Here is a 15,129-nt window from a genome sequence, read left to right as displayed (position 1 = left end):
GCCGCGCCGCGGTCAGGGCGTGCTGCACACCGTCTCCGGGCCCGCCGGGCTGGGGGACTGCGCGTCCTGCACCCGCTGCAGGTCCCTCAGCAGACCTCGTATGCCGAGGTCCGCGCCCGTCGCGGCCCGGGAGAGGGTCATCAGGGCGGCCTCGTAGAAGGCGTCCCGCACGGCCGGGGCCATCACGTCGGAGGCGTCCAGGCACCGGGTGCCCCCGCCGGTGAGCTGTTCGGAGATCTCGTGACCAACCCTGTCGGATTTCGGCGGCACCCGGCGGTTCGCCGAGAAGACGTCCTGGAAGCCTGCCCAGACGCGCTGGCCCTCCCGGGAGGCGAGCTTTTCGATCAGCTTCTTCGCCTGGGGGCGGTCGCTGAAGAGGGCGGCGAAGTCGCCGGTCACCTCGTGGGCCCGCACCGGGTAGGGGCCGCCGGGCAACAGCGGGGCGGAATCGGTGAGTTCGGCGGACCTCTTGTTGTAGAAGGAGCGGGCGAAGGAGCCCTGGTGCTCCAGGGCGCACCCGTTCCAGCCGGCGAACAGCAGCCCGTCGCCGCCCTGTTCGCCCCGATGGTCGGTGAGCAGGGCGTGCCGGGCTGCCGAGGGGCTCTGCCGCAGCAGTCGGCCCCACACCTCCCAGGCGTCGCGCACCCGCGAGTCGGTCCACGGCACGCTGCGGTCGCCCAGCGCCCAGCGCGCGTACACGCCCGGGCCGGCCCGCTGCAGCACCAGGTCCTCGATCCAGTCGCTGCCGGGCCAGCCGGAGGCGCCGTCGTCGCCCATGCCGATGCACCAGCTCTTGAGCGGCGCCGGGGAGAGGGCGGGCCGGTGGCCCGAGCGGTACCAGACCACGCTCTTCAGGTCGGCCTTCACCGGCACCCAGTACACCTTTTTCTTGCGCTTGCCCGCCGATCCCCAAGGGGCGCCGTAGTCCGCCTGGTCGTAGAGGTCGCCCAGGGGGTGCAGGCGCTGCTGGTCGGCGTACTCGCCGAGTTCGCCGACGCCGGGCATGATCACGATGTCCGGGGACTCCCCCGCCTGCACCTTGGAGAGCAGGACTTCGCGCTGGGCCGCGGTGCCCTGGTAGGTGAAGGGGATGCCGAAGCCGCGCAGCACCTTCTCGAAGTGCTTCTCCTGGGTGCCGGTCCAGGTCCCGAGGATGGTCACCGGCGCCTCGTCGCGCTGCGTCCAGGCCGCCACCAGTCCGCCCGCGGCGACCAGCAGCAGCGCCACCAGGATCACCAGCAGCCGGAACGGCCGGGTCATCGTTGCCTCCAGTAGTCCCGGTCGAGCCGGTAGCCCAGCCCCGTCGCGGGCAGCACGAAGACCAGCAGCCCGATGATGAGGGTGGCCCGGTACACCCCGTCGGTCCAGGTGGTACCGGTCAGCTCCCGCCGTACCTCCTCGGACCTGGTCGTGACGGCCGTCTGCACCTTGGTCAGGTGCTCGCCGCACTTCTTCCAGGCGGCCGGAGCCAGCGCGGGGTCGCACCGGGCGGTGTGACGCGAGACCTCGGTGATGCCGCTCAGCCCTCCGCCGACCCGGTCGAGGTCGTGCTGCGCCGACGACGCCGTCAGCAGCGGGAAGACGGCCAGCAGCACGGTGAGGGCCAGCGCTGGCAGCAGACACACGTCCCAGTCCCGGCCGCAGCGGTCGCGGAGCACGAACAGGGCGGACAGCAGAGTCACTCCCAGGACGGCCAGGGAGAGTTCGGCGACCCACCAGCCCCCACGCTGCACCCATCCCATGCCGACGGTGGCCGCGGCGCGTCCCATCTGGTTGCCCTGCAGCTTGTCCAGCCGCCAGGCGATCCCGGTCTGCGGACGGCTGAGCAGCGAGGCCGCCTCCACGAGCTTCTGCTGCCGCATGAGCGGCTGGTGCCCGTACTGGAAGGCGCCGGGCGAGATCGAGGTGCTGTAGGAGGCGAGCAGGCCGTTGACGGTGCCGAGGTCCTGGTCGGTGCGGTCCGCGATCCGGGACAGTCCCTGGTCGGCCGCCGCGAGCTGGACGCGGTAGGTCTCGCCGGGGCCCACGATGTCGGCCAAGCCCCTTTTCACCAGGTCGTTGGCGCCCCAGTCCGCGCGCATCAGGGCGAGCCGGGTGGCGGCCAGGCCCTGCACGGCGGGCGCCTGCCGGGCGGCGAGGGCCTGGGAGGCCTGCTGGGTCTGGCGGTAGGAGACCAGCAGGGCGCTGACCGCCACGGCCGCGCACAGTGTGAGGACCAGCGCGTGCGCCTCCAGCAGCCGCCGGGTCCGGTAGGGGCGAAGGCGCCGGCGCCAGAACGCGGCGGGGGTGTACGTGTGCCAGGTGCGTCCCGTCGTCACAGCAGTTCCTCCCCGCATCTGATGCAGTAGCGGGCCTCGCCGCCGGCCGGGGTGCCGCAGCCGGCGCAGCGCGGGCCGGGCGGGGGCCCGGCCGCCTCGGCCGGGGCTTCGACCGGCCCGGAACCGACGCGCAGGATCATCGGGGCCAGCGTGTCGGCGTCGACGGCCGTGCGCAGTCGTACCTCTCCCCCGGCCGCGTCCTCGACCACCGCGACGGCGCGGATCTCCTCCAGCACCCAGTCCGTGCCGAGGCCGGCCGCGAGGCGTGCGGCCCGCCCCAAATGGCGTTCCGCCTCCTCCCGTCGGTCCTCCCGCAGGGCGAGGAGCCCTTTGCGCAGGGCGGTGCGCATGGCGGTGCCTGCGTTCAGGGAGAGCACACTGTCGCCGCCCCGGCCGTGCGGTGCCGCCGGGTCGGGCCGGTGCCAGCGGGCGGTGACGGGCGCATGGACGTCGCCGACGGAGACCATGGCGAACTGCAGCTCGGTCTCCTCGGGGTCGTGGTCGGCGTCGGCGACGAGGGTGAGCAGATAGTCGCGCGAGCCGGGCTCCCACTGGTAGGTGGGGAAGAGCCAGGTGTACGGCCGTCCGGGCTCGCGCAGTCCGCCGAGCCGGTGCGGCCGGGGTGCCTTCTCGTTGAGGGAGACCTGGCGTACGGCGGGCCGCACGGTCACCGCGATGGGCAGCTGCGGGGTGTGCACCCGGCGCAGCCGCCGGACGGCGGCGGTGATCGCCGAGCCGAGGCCCTCCTCGACGAACTCGGCCGTGCCGTGCAGCCGTTCGGCGAGGGTCAGCAGCGGTTCGGGCGGCCAGTCGGTGCCCACGGCGAGCACGTCGCAGGTGAACTGCCCGGCACAGGCTTCCAGTTCCTGCCGCAGCCGGCTGTCGCCGGGGGCGCTGCTGCCGTCGGTGATGAGCAGCAGATGGTGTACGGACAGCGGGCGGGCGGCGAGCAGCGCGCGGGCCCGCGCCACCCAGGCGGCGTACCCGGCGGGCCGCGGGCCGTCCCGGTGCAGCGGCAGCGCGCCCGCGGCGAAGGCGGCCCGCCGTCGGTGGTCGTGGTCGGCGACGGCCCACTCGCCCCCGCGCAGGGGATAGCAGGGGACGGGTTCGGGGCCCCCGCCGAGGACCGCGAAGGAGATGTCGTCGGGCAGGGCGCGCAGCGCGGCGGGCAGGGCGTGCCGTACGGCGGTCCGGTGGGTCTCGGCGACGTCCACGGCGATGATCACGGCGAGTTCGACGGCCGGCAGTTCGGCGGCGCCGGTGGCGGCCACGTCGACCCGCAGATGGGCCTCGATCTTGGCGCTGCGGTGCGGACGCACCTCGCCGTCCAGGTCGACGTGCAGCCGGACGTCCAGGTGCGGCGGCCGGACGGGGCTGCTCGTCTCGTACGTCACCGGTCCCTCGCCTTCGTCTCCTCGGCGCCGGGTGTGCGCCGCCGTGTCCATGGGGTCAGATCACCGTCTGTGGTCGTACCGCGTGGGAGAGGTCCACCAGGTGCTCATGGGCGGCGGCCGACTCCCGGTGGTGCGCGGCCAGTTGCCGGTAGTGCCGCTCCAGCCGGGCGCGGACCTCGCGCTCCTCGGGGGAGGGCCGCCTCAGGCGCCGGGCGCCGCGGCCCGGGTGGCGGGGGCCGTCGCCGCGGCTGTGCAGCGCGTCCAGCTTCCATTCGTGCAGTTCGGTGCTGAGCCGCAGTACCTCGTCCTCGGAGAGGCCGGGTTCGCCCGCGCCCGGGGTGCGCCGGCCGAGGCCGCGCAGTTCCTCGAGCGCCGCGTCGACCTCGGCGGGCGTGGGCAGCGGGTCGTCTGCGTCGGGCAGCCGGGCGGCGCGGATGCGCAGGGCGGCGATCCGGGCGACGGTGTGGTCCAGCGAGCCCGCCCGGACCCGGCCGAGGACGTCGAGGGCAGCGCCGCGTTCGCCGTCGCGCAGCGCGAGCCGGGCCAGGCCCAGGGCGGCGCCGCCGTGCGAGGGGTTGCGGGCGAACACGGCCTCGTACAGCTCCTTGGCGGTGGGCCCGGCGGTGTCGTCGCCGAGCCACTCCCCGCAGTAGGCGAGGGCGAGCTTGGGCGCGTACTCCCCGGGCAGGTCGAGCCGGACCCGGGTGAAGTGGGCCTTGGCCTCGGCGACTTGGCGGGGGTCACCGTCCACGTCGGCGCGGCGCAGCGCGACCAGGGCGCGGTGCCACTGGAGCCGCCACTGGCGTACGGCACGCGGGCCGGGGATGGAGTCGGCGGTGTCGAGTTCCTCCTGGGCGCTCTCCAGGTCCTCGGGGGTGTTGCGGCCCAGCAGGACGCGCACGTTGTGCAGGCAGATCTCCACCGAGGTGGGCTTCTCGCCGTCCTGGCCGAGGAGATGGCCGGGGTCGTAGCCGCTGCTGACCTCGAACCGGGCGGTCTGCGGGTCGTCCGGGTAGCGGCGGGGCACCGGCAGACAGCGGGCGATCTCCGTGGGGGTGGGCGCGCCGAGGGCGAGGGCGGGCGCGCGGGGCGGCTGGTAGCGGTCGCGGCGCGGGCGCCGAAGCCAGTGCCCGATGTCCGGCACCGTGCCGAGCCGGGCGCCGAGCAGCCGTGCGGAGGGGCGGAAGTGGCGGGAGGGTTCGGGCGGGTCGCTCTTGCCGCGCAGGGCGCGGATCTCCCTGAGGGCGCCGCGGAGTTGGCCCGCCATGTCCTGGGCGTCGGCGAAGCGCAGGTCCGGGTCGGTTCTGGTGGCGCGCTCCAGGACCCACCAGAAGGAGGCGGCGCCGAGGCCGGGCACCCGGTCCACGGCCCAGCGGGCGAGGTCGCGCAGGGTGGCGCCGACGGTGTGCAGGTCGTGGCCGACGGTGGGCAGGCCCGAGGCCTCGGTCTCGGGTGCCATGTAGCCGGGCGTGACATGGGCGGGCGGTTCGGTCTGGCCCTGTTCGCGCATGCCGCCGAGGTCGATGACCTTGACGCCGTCGCGGTGGTGCACGACGTTGGAGGGCTTCATGTCGCCGTACAGGAAGACCCGTTCGCCGCCGGTGTGCAGATGGCCGAGGGCCTCCAGGATCTGGCAGCCGTAGGCGGCGACGTGCTCGATGTCGAGGACGAACTGTCCTCGCCGGGTCTCCTGGACGACCTTCTCCAGGGTGCCGTCGCCGACGTCGTCCATGACGACGTAGCCGCCGGTGACCCGGTCGCCGTCCTCGCGCCGGGCGACGAAGTCACGGATCTGCACGATCCGGGGGTGGCGGATGGCGACGAGGTTGCGGCGTTCGACGTCGGCGAGCCGAGCGCCGTCCCGTTCGTAGCGGTTGAGCAGTCCCTTGACGGCGACGACGTCGCCGAGGTGGGTGTCCTCGGCGAGGTAGACCCAGCCCTGGCCGCCGTGCGCGATGGGCCCGAGGATCCGGTACTGCTCGCGCAGCTTCTCGTCCTGGGCGAGTTCGGGCCGGTAGGAGTAGCGCTCGCGGCAGTTGGGGCAGTGGCCCTCCAGGGGTACCGGGCCCACGGTGTAGGGCGGGGCGAAGGTGATGCCGCACGAGGAGCAGCCCATGCGGATGCGCAGCGGTGCCTCGGGGTGGATCAGGCGTTCCTCGGCGGGACGCGGCTCGCGTCGCGGGAGGGCGAGGAGTTCGCGGGGCCCGAGGTCTCCGGGGTCCTTCGGCAGCGGGGGGAGCCCGGGGGCCTTCTCGTGGCGGCCGCACTCGGCGCAGTAGCCGGTGGGCAGGACGGAGCCGCCGCAGGGGGCTCCGGTGAAGTGCCGGTGCGGGCAGGTCGTCATCCTCGCGGCGCCCTCCTTCCCTCCCCGCGCCGGACGGCCCCCCTCATGCCGGGCCTCCCTGGTGGCGCAGGTCCTCGCGGAGGACGGCGATCAGCTCGCGCAGCCGGGCGAGCTGCCGGGACGGGTCGGTCAGCGTGTCGATCCGCAGGCGTTCCGTGCGGCGCCGGTCGGCGGTCTCGGTGGCGGTGGCGAGCGACTCCCGGTCGACGACACCGAACTGGACCGAGCGGCCGAACTCCACGCGCCGCAGCCGGGCGAGCAGCGCGTCGGCGTGGTCAAGCAGCGCGGGCCGCAGCAGGGTATCGCGGGCGGCGGTCCAGCCGGTGCCGCCCTCGTGCCGGAAGACGAGCAGCAGCCGGAAGCCGCACTCCCGCAGCCGGGCGAGCAGTTCGATCAGGGGTCCCGGCTCGGGTTCCTCGTCGAGTCCGTCGACGAGGACCGTGGCGGGCCGGGTGAGTACGGGCGGCGGAGTGGGGCGGCGTCTGGTTCCCAGCAGCCAGTCCCAGTACGCGAGGTACGCGCCGGTCGGGAAGCCGATGTGCTCCAGGGCGTGGTCGGCGAGGTCGGGCCGGCTGGAGACACCGCCGTGGTGGACGAGGTGGGCGCGGTGCAGCAGGTGCCGTAAGGAGCGGTCCTTGCCGCTGTCCGGCGGCACGACGGTGATCTTCACGGGGTCCTCGTCGGGATCCTCGAACCAGCGCGCCAACCGCTCCTCGAAGCCGTGGTCCCAGGCGTGCGGACTGCTCAGCTCCTTGACGAGCGGGGAGAGTTCGGCGATCCGCTCGACGGGGATCAGGTACGAGAAGGCGAGCCGGTTGTTCTCGGGCAGCAGTTCGTCCATGTCGCCGCGCCAGCTGACGACGAGGCCGACCACACGGGTGGGGCGCCCCTCGTACGGCCGGGTGCACACGGCGGCGCCGCTGAAGCCGCGACGCACCACCTCCGCCCTGGTGACGGCGTCGAGTTGCACCCGCTCCCCGTGGACCCCGCTGATCCGGCCCCACAGGGTCATGCCGTCGTCGAAGCCCTCCGCGTAGCCGGTCGCGAAGACCACCGTGCCGCCGCCCGGCACGCCGTCCAGCGGGGCGGGCCGCGCCTGCGGGCGCGCGCTGTCCAGACGCAGCACGGCGACGTCCTCGCCGCCCTCGCCCTCCGGCAGCCAGCCGCCCGGCATCACCCGTGCACTGACGCCCTCCAGCGCGCGGTTCTCGGCGAACTCCACCCACATGACCGCGTCCGGGTCGCCCACCACGTGGGCGCAGGTCAGCGCCGTGTGCTGATCGACGAGCACCCCGGCACCGCGGACGGGACCGCGAGCGTCCCCGCGGCGCAGCCTGAGCCTCCAGTCCGCACGTAGCTCCCCCATACCGGTTCACCCTACGCGCGGGGCTGGTGCGTCCCTAGACTTGTGACGAGGTTGGATCGGCCAATCAACGGAAGTCGGCGGTGAGTTGGCATGGGGGAGACGGAACCGGTCGGTCTCGCGGAGGCCATCGGCACGGTCCGTGCGGAGCTGGCCCGGGCGCAGGCCGAGGGTGCCGCCAGCGACTGGCGGTTCAATGTGGAGCAGGTGAGCCTGGAGTTCGCGGTGCAGTTCCACCGGGTCGGCGAGGGCGGCGCGGGACTGCGCCTCGGCGTGGTGGAGGCACGGCTCGGCGGCTCGGTGAGCCATGACTCCACGCACCGTATCCAGGTCGACCTCAAGCCCCTGCCCCGCGCCGACGGCCGACACCACGAGGTGGGCCGGTAGCTGCCGCCGGCGGGGTCGCGGCTCAGGCCTCGTCGGGCGTGAGCCGCAGCGAGATGCTGTTGATGCAGTAGCGCTGGTCGGTCGGGGTCGGATACCCCTCACCCTCGAACACGTGCCCGAGGTGCGACCCGCAGCGGGCGCACCGGACCTCGGTGCGCACCATCCCGTGCGAGCGGTCCTCGATCAGCTCCACCGCGTCGGTGTCCTTCGGGTCGTAGAAGGACGGCCAGCCGCAGTGGGACTCGAACTTGGTGGTGGAGGTGAACAGTTCGGCGCCGCAGGCGCGGCAGGAGTAGACGCCCTTGGTCTTGGTGTCGGTGTACTCACCGGTGAAGGCCGGCTCCGTGGCGGCCTGCCGCAGGACCGCGTACTCGGCCGGCGTCAGCTCCGCACGCCACTGCTCGTCCGGCTTGTCGACGTCGTACGACATGAAGCTCAGCCCCTTAGTTCGCGAGACGGTCCAGGATGCGCGGGCCGAGGTCGGTGACATCGCCCGCGCCCATGGTGAGAACGAGATCACCGGCCCTCGCCATTCCCGCGACCACGTCCGGCACCCCGTTCTTGTCGTGCACCGCCGTCACGTCGGCGCCCGCGGCCCGCGCGGCCTCGACGATCAGCTCGCTCGTCACCCCGGGGATCGGGTCCTCGCGGGCCGGGTAGATGTCGAGGACCACGGAGGCGTCCGCGAGCGCGAGCGACTGTCCCATCTCCTTGCCGAGCTCCTGCGTCCGGGAGAACAGGTGCGGCTGGAAGACGACCAGGATCCGGGCCTCGCCCGCCGCGGCGCGCATCGCCTCCAGGTCTGCCGTCATCTCCGTCGGGTGGTGGGCGTAGGAGTCGATCACCTGCACGCCGGCCGCCTCGCCCTTGAGCTGCAGCCGCCGCTTGACCCCGGTGTACGCGGCCAGGGCGGGCGCCAGCTCGGCGGCGGGGACACCCAGCGCGACCCCGGCGGCGAGGGCGGCGACGGCGTTGTGGGCGTAGTGCCTGCCGGGCACGGAGACGGTGAAGGTGAGCGGCGCGCCGTCCAGTTCGACGGTGACCTCGCTCTTCAGGCCCTGGGCGACGACGGACAGGACCCGCACGTCGGCGTCCTCGGCCTCGCCGTACGTCACCGTCCGGACCGAACCGGCCAGCCGGCGGGTCAGCTCACGGGCGCCCTCGTGGTCGGCGGAGATCACCAGGGTGCCGCCGGGCACGATCTTCCCGGCGAAGATCTCGAAGGACTCGTAGATCTCGTCCATGGACGCGTAGTTGGCGTGGTGGTCGAGCTCCACGTTGAGCACGATCGCCACCTCGGGGGCGTACGTGTGGAAGCTGCGGTCCGATTCGTCCGCCTCCGCGACGAAGATCTCCCCCTCGCCGTGCAGGGCGTTGGAGCCGGGCGCGTCCAGGTCGCCGCCGATCGCGTACGAGGGGCCGAGGCCCAGCGCGGACAGGGAGACGGCCAGCATGGAGGTGGTGGTCGTCTTGCCGTGGGTGCCGGCCACGGCGATCGGCCGCAGGCCGCCCATCAGGGCGGCGAGGGCGTCGGAGCGGTGGACGACCGGGACGCCCAGCTCCGCGGCGCGGGCCAGCTCGGGGTTGTCCTTCCGGATCGCCGAGGAGACGACGACACAGCTGGCGTCGTCGGCGAGGTGCTCCGCGGCATGTCCGATGTGCACGGTGACGCCCAGGGCCCGCAGCGCCTCGGCGGTCGCGGATTCCTTCGCGTCGCTGCCGGCCACCTTGGCTCCGCGCTGGGCGAGGATCTTCGCGATGCCCGACATCCCGGCACCGCCGATGCCGATGAAGTGCGGTCGGTCCATGGCGGGGGGAAGGGTGCCGGGTGCCATGCGTATGTCTCCCAAGATGCGGTGCGAGGGTCGGGCGTCCTGCTGCGGAACCCGCCCCAGCCTATGCCGTCCGGTCCCCTGCGCCGCTCAGCAGGCGTCCGCTCGACACGCGAGGGGGCGCGGGGCCGCAGCGGCCTGCGGCAGCGCCGCGAAGGAAGGCAGGGCCGTCACCGGCGTCCTGCCACGCCGCGCGCGGGCGCGAGCCGCCCCGACGCATCCATGGCGCATCCATGGCGCATCAACGCCAGGACGACGCACGACGGGCGCCGCGTCGCCCACCCCGGTCGTCCATCCCGGTCCCTCCGGCCACGACCAACTGACCCGGGCCGGCACGGCCACTCGCCCCACCCACCGGAGGGGCCCGAACCGACCCGGGCCGAACCTCGCCCGACCCGACCCGGCCCAGACCGTCCCGGCGACTCGCCCCATTTATCCGGCCCGGGCCCGACCTCGCCCGACCCGACCTAATCCAAACCCAACCCGACCCGGCCCGGCCCGGTGGCGGCGGCTACGCCTTGCTGTGGGAGAACAGCTTCAGGACCGGGACGCCCACCTTGTGGCGGGCCCGGGACGCCCAGTCCCGGTGGAAGAACTCCTCCACGTAGTGGGGGTCGGTGAGCACGATCACCTCGTCCGCGCCGATCTCCTCCACGAGGGATTTCAGCGCGTCCAGCGGATGGTCCTCGATCAGTCTGCCCTCCGCCGCGCTGCCGGCCGCCGTCAGCGCCTGCAGGGACACCGCCAGCGCCCGCTCCCCGAAGCTCTTCGCCTCCTCCCCCTCCGGGGTCAGGCCCTCGCGCGTTGCCTCGTCGAGCTCGCCGAGGGCGACGTCGTCGATGGCCCGCAGCAGGCGGTCGGCCTGGTCGCCGCGGGGCTGGAGCAGTACGTGGAAGGAGACCTCCTCCTCCCCGTGCAGGCCGGTGACGAACTCCACGTCTGCGGACGTCAGGGCCTTCTCGATCATCAGTACGCTTGTGAACACCGGGCGCCCCTTCTGCGGAAACCATCCTGCCCCGTGATCTCACGGGGACTGCGAGATTCAGTGTGCCCGCCGCAAGGCAAGCGGAACGGTAGGTTCCGCCGATTTCGGGACCGGCGGTACCGCTGAACGATTGTCAGGTCCGCTGGTAGCGGCTGAACAGAAACCCCTCCTCCTCCAGCAGCGACGCCAGCGCGAACCGCCGCGGAACCGCGACCGACGGCCCCCCGGCGATCCGCTGGGCGTCCCCCGCGGTGAGCATCGGGGCGACGGTCAGACACAGCTCGTCCAGCACCCCCGCCGCCACCAACTGCCCCATCAGCCGCGGGCCACCCTCGGTCAGCAGCCGGGTGTGACCGAGCTCACCGAGGGCCTGCACGGCACGGGCGGGCTCCACCCCGACGCCGTCCCCGGCGACCACCACCCGGGCGCCCGCCTTCTCCGCGGCCAGCACCCGGTCCGGGGCCGCCGCGGCACCGGTGAGGATCAGCGTCTGCACCTCGGGTGAGGCGAACAGCGGAAGCGAGAAGTCCAGGTCCAGGCCGGCGGTGACGACCGCGATCGCCGGCACCGGCGTCTGCCCGGCCGCCGCCCGCGCCGCCGCGAACTCCGCGCGCACCCGGGCGGGCCGGTACCCCTCCTGCCGTACCGTTTCGGCGCCGACGACCACCACGTCCGCCAGCGCCCGCAGGGTGCCGAAGATCCGCATGTCGGTGGCGTTGGAGATGGGCTGCGACTTCCCGTCGTGCTGCGCGGCCCCGTCCAGCGTGGCGACCATGTTGGCGCGCAGCCAGGGCACCGGCCGGCCCCCGGCGGCGGGCTCGGGATAGGCGTAGGCGGCGGCGAGCTCGGCGAGGCTCCACTCACCGCCGTCCGGCTCACCGGGTCCCTCACCGGAGGCGGTCGGCACTGTCTGGTCGGTCACAGGGAACAGGCGTCGCATGCCGTGCAGTGTTCCACGACGCTTAGCATGGGTGACCGTGTCGTCCTCGCCTTCCGCTCCCGGCCTGCGTCCCTCGACCGACGCGGCCCCGCTGTCCCTGTGCGCCCGCGCGCCGCACGTCCCCGCGGAACGGCTGGTGGCCGAGATGGTCCCCCCGCCACGCTTCGACTCGGTCCGCTTCAGCACCTACATTCCGGACCCGAACCAGCCCAGCCAGACCGAGGCGGTAGGGGTCCTCGAGGGCTTCGCGGCCGGTCTCGGCGCGGCGCACCAGGCGGGCGGCGGCAAGCGGGGCTTCCTCGGCTTCGGGAAGGCCAGGGCAGCGAAGACCCCGGCCGGTCCCCGCGGTGTCTATCTCGACGGCGGCTACGGCGTCGGCAAGACCCATCTGCTCGCCTCCCTGTGGCACGCCACCCCGGCGGAGCCCGCGCTGAAGGCGTTCGGCACCTTCGTGGAGCTGACCAACCTGGTCGGCGCCCTGGGCTTCCAGCAGACGGTGACGACGCTCTCCGGCCACCGTCTGCTGTGCATCGACGAGTTCGAGCTGGACGACCCCGGCGACACCGTCCTGGTGTCGACCCTGCTCGGCCGGCTGGTCGAGGCGGGGGTCGCGCTCGCCGCCACCTCCAACACCCTGCCCGGCAAGCTGGGCGAGGGCCGCTTCGCGGCGGCCGACTTCCTGCGCGAGATCCAGGGCCTGTCCGCCCACTTCCGGCCGCTGCGCATCGACGGCGAGGACTACCGCCACCGGGGTCTGCCCGAGGCGCCGGCGCCGTTCTCGGACGAGCAGGTGACCAGGGCGGCGCACGCCACCGAGGGCGCCTCGCTCGACGGCTTCCCGTCCCTCCTCGACCATCTCGCCAAGGTGCACCCCAGCCGCTACGGCGCGCTCACCGACGGCGTGCGGGCGGTCTGCCTCACCGACGTCCAGCCGGTGCCGGACCAGGCGACGGCGCTGCGTCTCGTGGTGCTCGCGGACCGGCTCTACGACCGTGAAGTCCCGGTCGTGGCCTCGGGGTTGCCCTTCGACCGGCTGTTCAGCGAGGAGATGCTGAACGGCGGCTACCGCAAGAAGTACTTCCGGGCGATATCCCGGCTCACCGCGCTGGCCCGGGACGGCAAGTCGCTCGTCGCCGCCGACTAGATCACGCCAGCCCACCGGCGCCATTCAGGCCCTCTTCAACTCGAAACGCAGAGTTAACCCTGCAAACGGGATCACCGGGTTACCGTGTCTCTTGACCAGTCGTTGACCATCCTTTGGTCGAGACCAGAGACACGAAGAGCACGGAGGGGGGCGCATGTTCCGAGGTACGACGGCCAGGGCCGCCCTGGCCCTCCTCGCCGCCGCCCTGCTCGCCCTCCAGCTCTTCGCTCCGAACGCATCCTTCGCAGCCGCGCACACGGCCCGTCACGCCGTGGCCAAGGACCTGCCCGGAACGAAACCCTCCGGCAAGGCGCTGCGTGACGAGTCCGCGACGCACGGCGACTGCGGTCTCTCCGGGGCCCCGACCGGCCCCCTGCGCACCCGCGACCGCCATGTGAACACCGGATTCACGCCCGAGGACCCCGAGCGCCCCCTGCTGGGCGAGGACCCGGCGTCCGCCCGCGAACCGGCGGCGCCCCGCGCCCCGCATCCGTCGAGACCCTCGACGTCCCGCTCCCCGGCGGCACTTCAGGTCTTCCGCTGCTGAGCGAGCCGAGCAGAACAGAGCAGTTCCCCCACCCTGTTCCAGCCCACACCGACGTGCCCCCCACGGCGCGTCAGGAGGAGTCACCCCATCATGCAGCCCCTCATCGACAACGCCCGTACGTTCGGACAGCGCCCTGAGGAGTTCGCCAAACTCGCCGAAGGCCAGTCCCCGCAGGTGCTGTTCATCACCTGCTCCGACTCCAGGGTCGTACCGGCCCTGATCACCGGCGCCCGCCCGGGCGAGCTCTTCGAGCTGCGCACCGCGGGCAACATCGTGCCGCCGTACGCCTCCGAGCACCCCACCAGCGAGGCCTGCACCATCGAGTACGCGGTGGAGGTGCTCGGCGTCTCCGACATCGTGGTCTGCGGGCACTCGCACTGCGGCGCCGTAGGCGCCCTGGTGCGCGGCGACGACCTGGACGCCGTACCGGCCGTGCGCGACTGGCTCGCGCACGCCACCCCGCGCCCGACCGGGACCGTGGAGGACCCGACCGTGGCCGAGGGCGTGCAGAGCCACGTCCTGACGCAGCTGCTCAGGCTGCGCTCGTACCCGTACATCGACAAGAAGCTGAAGGACGGTCAACTGACCCTGCACGCCTGGTTCTACGAGGTCCACACCGGCGCCGTGCAGGCGCACGACCCGGCCGCCGACGTCTTCAAGGCCCTGTGAGCGCGGCGATGACGACCCTGACCTCGAAGTTCCCCCATCTGCGGCAGGACTTCCTCGCCTCCATAGTCGTCTTCCTGGTCGCGGTGCCGCTGTGCGTCGGCGTGGCCGTCGCCTCCGGCGTCCCGGCGGAACTGGGCCTGGTCACCGGCATCGTGGGCGGCCTCGTCACCGGGTTCCTGCCCGGCAGCAGTCTGCAGGTCTCGGGGCCGGCCGCCGGTCTGACCGTGCTGGTCTTCGAGGCCGTCAGCGAGTTCGGCGTGGGCACGCTCGGTGTGATCGTGCTGATGGCCGGTCTGCTGCAGCTCGCGATGGGCATCTTCAAGATAGGCCGCTGGTTCCGGGCGATATCCGTCTCCGTCGTCGAGGGCATGCTCTGCGGCATCGGACTGGTGATCATCGCCGGGCAGATCTACGCGGCGGCGGGCCTGAAGGCTCCGGAGACCGGCCTCGGCAAGATCGCGGGTCTGCCCGGGGCCTTCACCGACGCGCTCGGCAGCACCGAGGCGCTGGCCTCGCTCGCGATCGGCGCGGGCACCATCGCCGTCATCGTGCTGTGGAAGAGGATGCCGAAGGCGCTGCGGTCGGTGCCGGGCGCGCTCGCCGCGGTGGTCCTGGCCACCGCCGCCACCCTCGCCTTCGGCCTGCCGGTCGCCACCGTCACGGTGGAGGGCCTGTTCGGCGTCGTCCAGGTGCCGGGGGGCGACGCCTTCGGTGAGCTGGCCACCCCGGCCATCTGGGGCACGATCGTGGCGTTCGCGCTGATCGCCTCGGCGGAGAGCCTGTTCAGCGCGGCGGCCGTGGACCGGCTGCACGACGGTCCGCGCACCGAGTACGACAAGGAGATGGTCGCCCAGGGCGTGGGCAACACGGTGTGCGGTCTGCTCGGCGCGCTGCCGATGACCGCGGTGATCGTGCGCAGTTCCGCCAACGTCGGCGCGGGCGCGCGGACCAAGGCCTCGCGGGTGCTGCACGGCGCCTGGCTGCTGCTGTTCGCCGCCGCGCTGCCGTCCGCCCTGGCGCTGGTCCCGATCCCCGCCCTGGCCGGCATCCTGGTCCACGCGGGCTGGAAGCTGATCCCGTTCCGGCAGATCTCGGCGCTGTGGCGCAGCCACCGGGGCGAGGCGCTGATCCTCGTGGTCACGGCCGTCTCGATCGTCGCGGTCAACATGTTCGAGGGCGTGCTCATCGGTCTGGCCCTGTCCGTGG

Annotated in this window: 14 protein-coding genes; 5 read left to right on the top strand and 9 right to left on the bottom strand. The window is 73.3% G+C overall.

Features of this window, described 5'->3' with window-relative positions:
- Positions 1 to 12 precede the first annotated feature (12 nt).
- The 5 genes from ACWCQ1_RS24980 to ACWCQ1_RS24960 are packed head-to-tail and all read right to left on the bottom strand — an operon-like array spanning position 13 to position 7,422.
- A complete protein-coding gene (locus tag ACWCQ1_RS24980; protein ID WP_358598587.1) occupies positions 13 to 1,260 on the bottom strand; it encodes an ABC transporter substrate-binding protein in 1,248 nt (415 codons plus the stop codon).
- On the bottom strand, positions 1,257 to 2,318 hold the full coding sequence (locus ACWCQ1_RS24975) for a hypothetical protein (RefSeq protein WP_451027418.1): 1,062 nt from the start codon (positions 2,316 to 2,318) through the stop codon (positions 1,257 to 1,259). Before ACWCQ1_RS24975 ends, ACWCQ1_RS24980 begins: the two co-directional genes overlap by 4 nt.
- A complete protein-coding gene (locus tag ACWCQ1_RS24970) occupies positions 2,315 to 3,712 on the bottom strand; it encodes a hypothetical protein (RefSeq protein WP_451027417.1) in 1,398 nt (465 codons plus the stop codon). Before ACWCQ1_RS24970 ends, ACWCQ1_RS24975 begins: the two co-directional genes overlap by 4 nt.
- 55 nt (positions 3,713 to 3,767) lie before the next feature.
- The gene (locus tag ACWCQ1_RS24965) at positions 3,768 to 6,056 is read right to left on the bottom strand and encodes a tetratricopeptide repeat protein (RefSeq protein WP_358598595.1); all 2,289 of its coding nucleotides are present in this window, start codon (positions 6,054 to 6,056) and stop codon (positions 3,768 to 3,770) included.
- Positions 6,057 to 6,099: 43 nt separating this feature from the next.
- Positions 6,100 to 7,422: a S1 family peptidase gene (locus ACWCQ1_RS24960; RefSeq protein ID WP_358598597.1), complete on the bottom strand. Its 1,323-nt coding sequence runs from the start codon at positions 7,420 to 7,422 to the stop codon at positions 6,100 to 6,102.
- A 90-nt stretch (positions 7,423 to 7,512) separates the two neighbouring features.
- Here ACWCQ1_RS24960 and ACWCQ1_RS24955 point away from each other — a divergent pair, with 90 nt between their 5' ends.
- Positions 7,513 to 7,806 (top strand): trypco2 family protein, encoded by a 294-nt coding sequence (locus tag ACWCQ1_RS24955; protein ID WP_133041552.1) that lies wholly within the window; start codon positions 7,513 to 7,515, stop codon positions 7,804 to 7,806.
- 22 nt (positions 7,807 to 7,828) lie between these two features.
- Here ACWCQ1_RS24955 and msrB read toward each other — a convergent pair whose 3' ends face one another.
- The 4 genes from msrB to ACWCQ1_RS24935 form a co-directional block, all read right to left on the bottom strand.
- A complete protein-coding gene (msrB, locus tag ACWCQ1_RS24950; RefSeq protein WP_133041551.1) occupies positions 7,829 to 8,236 on the bottom strand; it encodes a peptide-methionine (R)-S-oxide reductase MsrB in 408 nt (135 codons plus the stop codon).
- A 13-nt stretch (positions 8,237 to 8,249) separates the two neighbouring features.
- Positions 8,250 to 9,641, bottom strand: coding sequence for a UDP-N-acetylmuramate--L-alanine ligase (murC, locus tag ACWCQ1_RS24945; RefSeq protein WP_358598600.1), 1,392 nt, complete (start codon positions 9,639 to 9,641; stop codon positions 8,250 to 8,252).
- A 508-nt stretch (positions 9,642 to 10,149) separates the two neighbouring features.
- A complete protein-coding gene (locus ACWCQ1_RS24940) occupies positions 10,150 to 10,623 on the bottom strand; it encodes an indole-3-glycerol phosphate synthase (protein ID WP_207929648.1) in 474 nt (157 codons plus the stop codon).
- 133 nt (positions 10,624 to 10,756) lie between these two features.
- Positions 10,757 to 11,563 (bottom strand): pyrimidine reductase family protein, encoded by an 807-nt coding sequence (locus tag ACWCQ1_RS24935; RefSeq protein WP_451027416.1) that lies wholly within the window; start codon positions 11,561 to 11,563, stop codon positions 10,757 to 10,759.
- Between the two features lie 37 nt (positions 11,564 to 11,600).
- On the opposite strand from ACWCQ1_RS24935, the gene zapE reads away from it, so the two are divergent.
- From zapE to ACWCQ1_RS24915, 4 genes are all read left to right on the top strand, one after another.
- Positions 11,601 to 12,707, top strand: a complete 1,107-nt coding sequence (gene zapE / locus ACWCQ1_RS24930) for a cell division protein ZapE (protein ID WP_451027415.1) — start codon at positions 11,601 to 11,603, stop codon at positions 12,705 to 12,707.
- A gap of 154 nt (positions 12,708 to 12,861) precedes the next feature.
- On the top strand, positions 12,862 to 13,254 hold the full coding sequence (locus ACWCQ1_RS24925; RefSeq protein WP_451027414.1) for a hypothetical protein: 393 nt from the start codon (positions 12,862 to 12,864) through the stop codon (positions 13,252 to 13,254).
- Between the two features lie 90 nt (positions 13,255 to 13,344).
- Entirely contained in the window at positions 13,345 to 13,923 is a 579-nt protein-coding gene (locus ACWCQ1_RS24920; protein ID WP_133041546.1) for a carbonic anhydrase, read from the top strand.
- Positions 13,924 to 13,931: 8 nt separating this feature from the next.
- Positions 13,932 to 15,129: SulP family inorganic anion transporter (locus ACWCQ1_RS24915; protein ID WP_451027413.1), on the top strand; the 1,198-nt coding region annotated here is incomplete at its 3' end.

This window comes from Streptomyces sp. NPDC002144, from assembly GCF_053593695.1.
This window is presented reverse-complemented; position numbering and strand designations above follow the sequence as displayed.

Coding starts and splice junctions, on each gene's coding strand:
- murC (WP_358598600.1), bottom strand. CDS start 9,641: ATGGCACCCGGCACCCTTCCCCCCGCCATGGACCGACCGCACTTCATC.
- ACWCQ1_RS24965 (WP_358598595.1), bottom strand. CDS start 6,056: ATGACGACCTGCCCGCACCGGCACTTCACCGGAGCCCCCTGCGGCGGC.
- ACWCQ1_RS24935 (WP_451027416.1), bottom strand. CDS start 11,563: ATGCGACGCCTGTTCCCTGTGACCGACCAGACAGTGCCGACCGCCTCC.
- msrB (WP_133041551.1), bottom strand. CDS start 8,236: ATGTCGTACGACGTCGACAAGCCGGACGAGCAGTGGCGTGCGGAGCTG.
- ACWCQ1_RS24980 (WP_358598587.1), bottom strand. CDS start 1,260: ATGACCCGGCCGTTCCGGCTGCTGGTGATCCTGGTGGCGCTGCTGCTG.
- ACWCQ1_RS24960 (WP_358598597.1), bottom strand. CDS start 7,422: ATGGGGGAGCTACGTGCGGACTGGAGGCTCAGGCTGCGCCGCGGGGAC.
- ACWCQ1_RS24920 (WP_133041546.1), top strand. CDS start 13,345: ATGCAGCCCCTCATCGACAACGCCCGTACGTTCGGACAGCGCCCTGAG.
- ACWCQ1_RS24955 (WP_133041552.1), top strand. CDS start 7,513: ATGGGGGAGACGGAACCGGTCGGTCTCGCGGAGGCCATCGGCACGGTC.
- ACWCQ1_RS24925 (WP_451027414.1), top strand. CDS start 12,862: ATGTTCCGAGGTACGACGGCCAGGGCCGCCCTGGCCCTCCTCGCCGCC.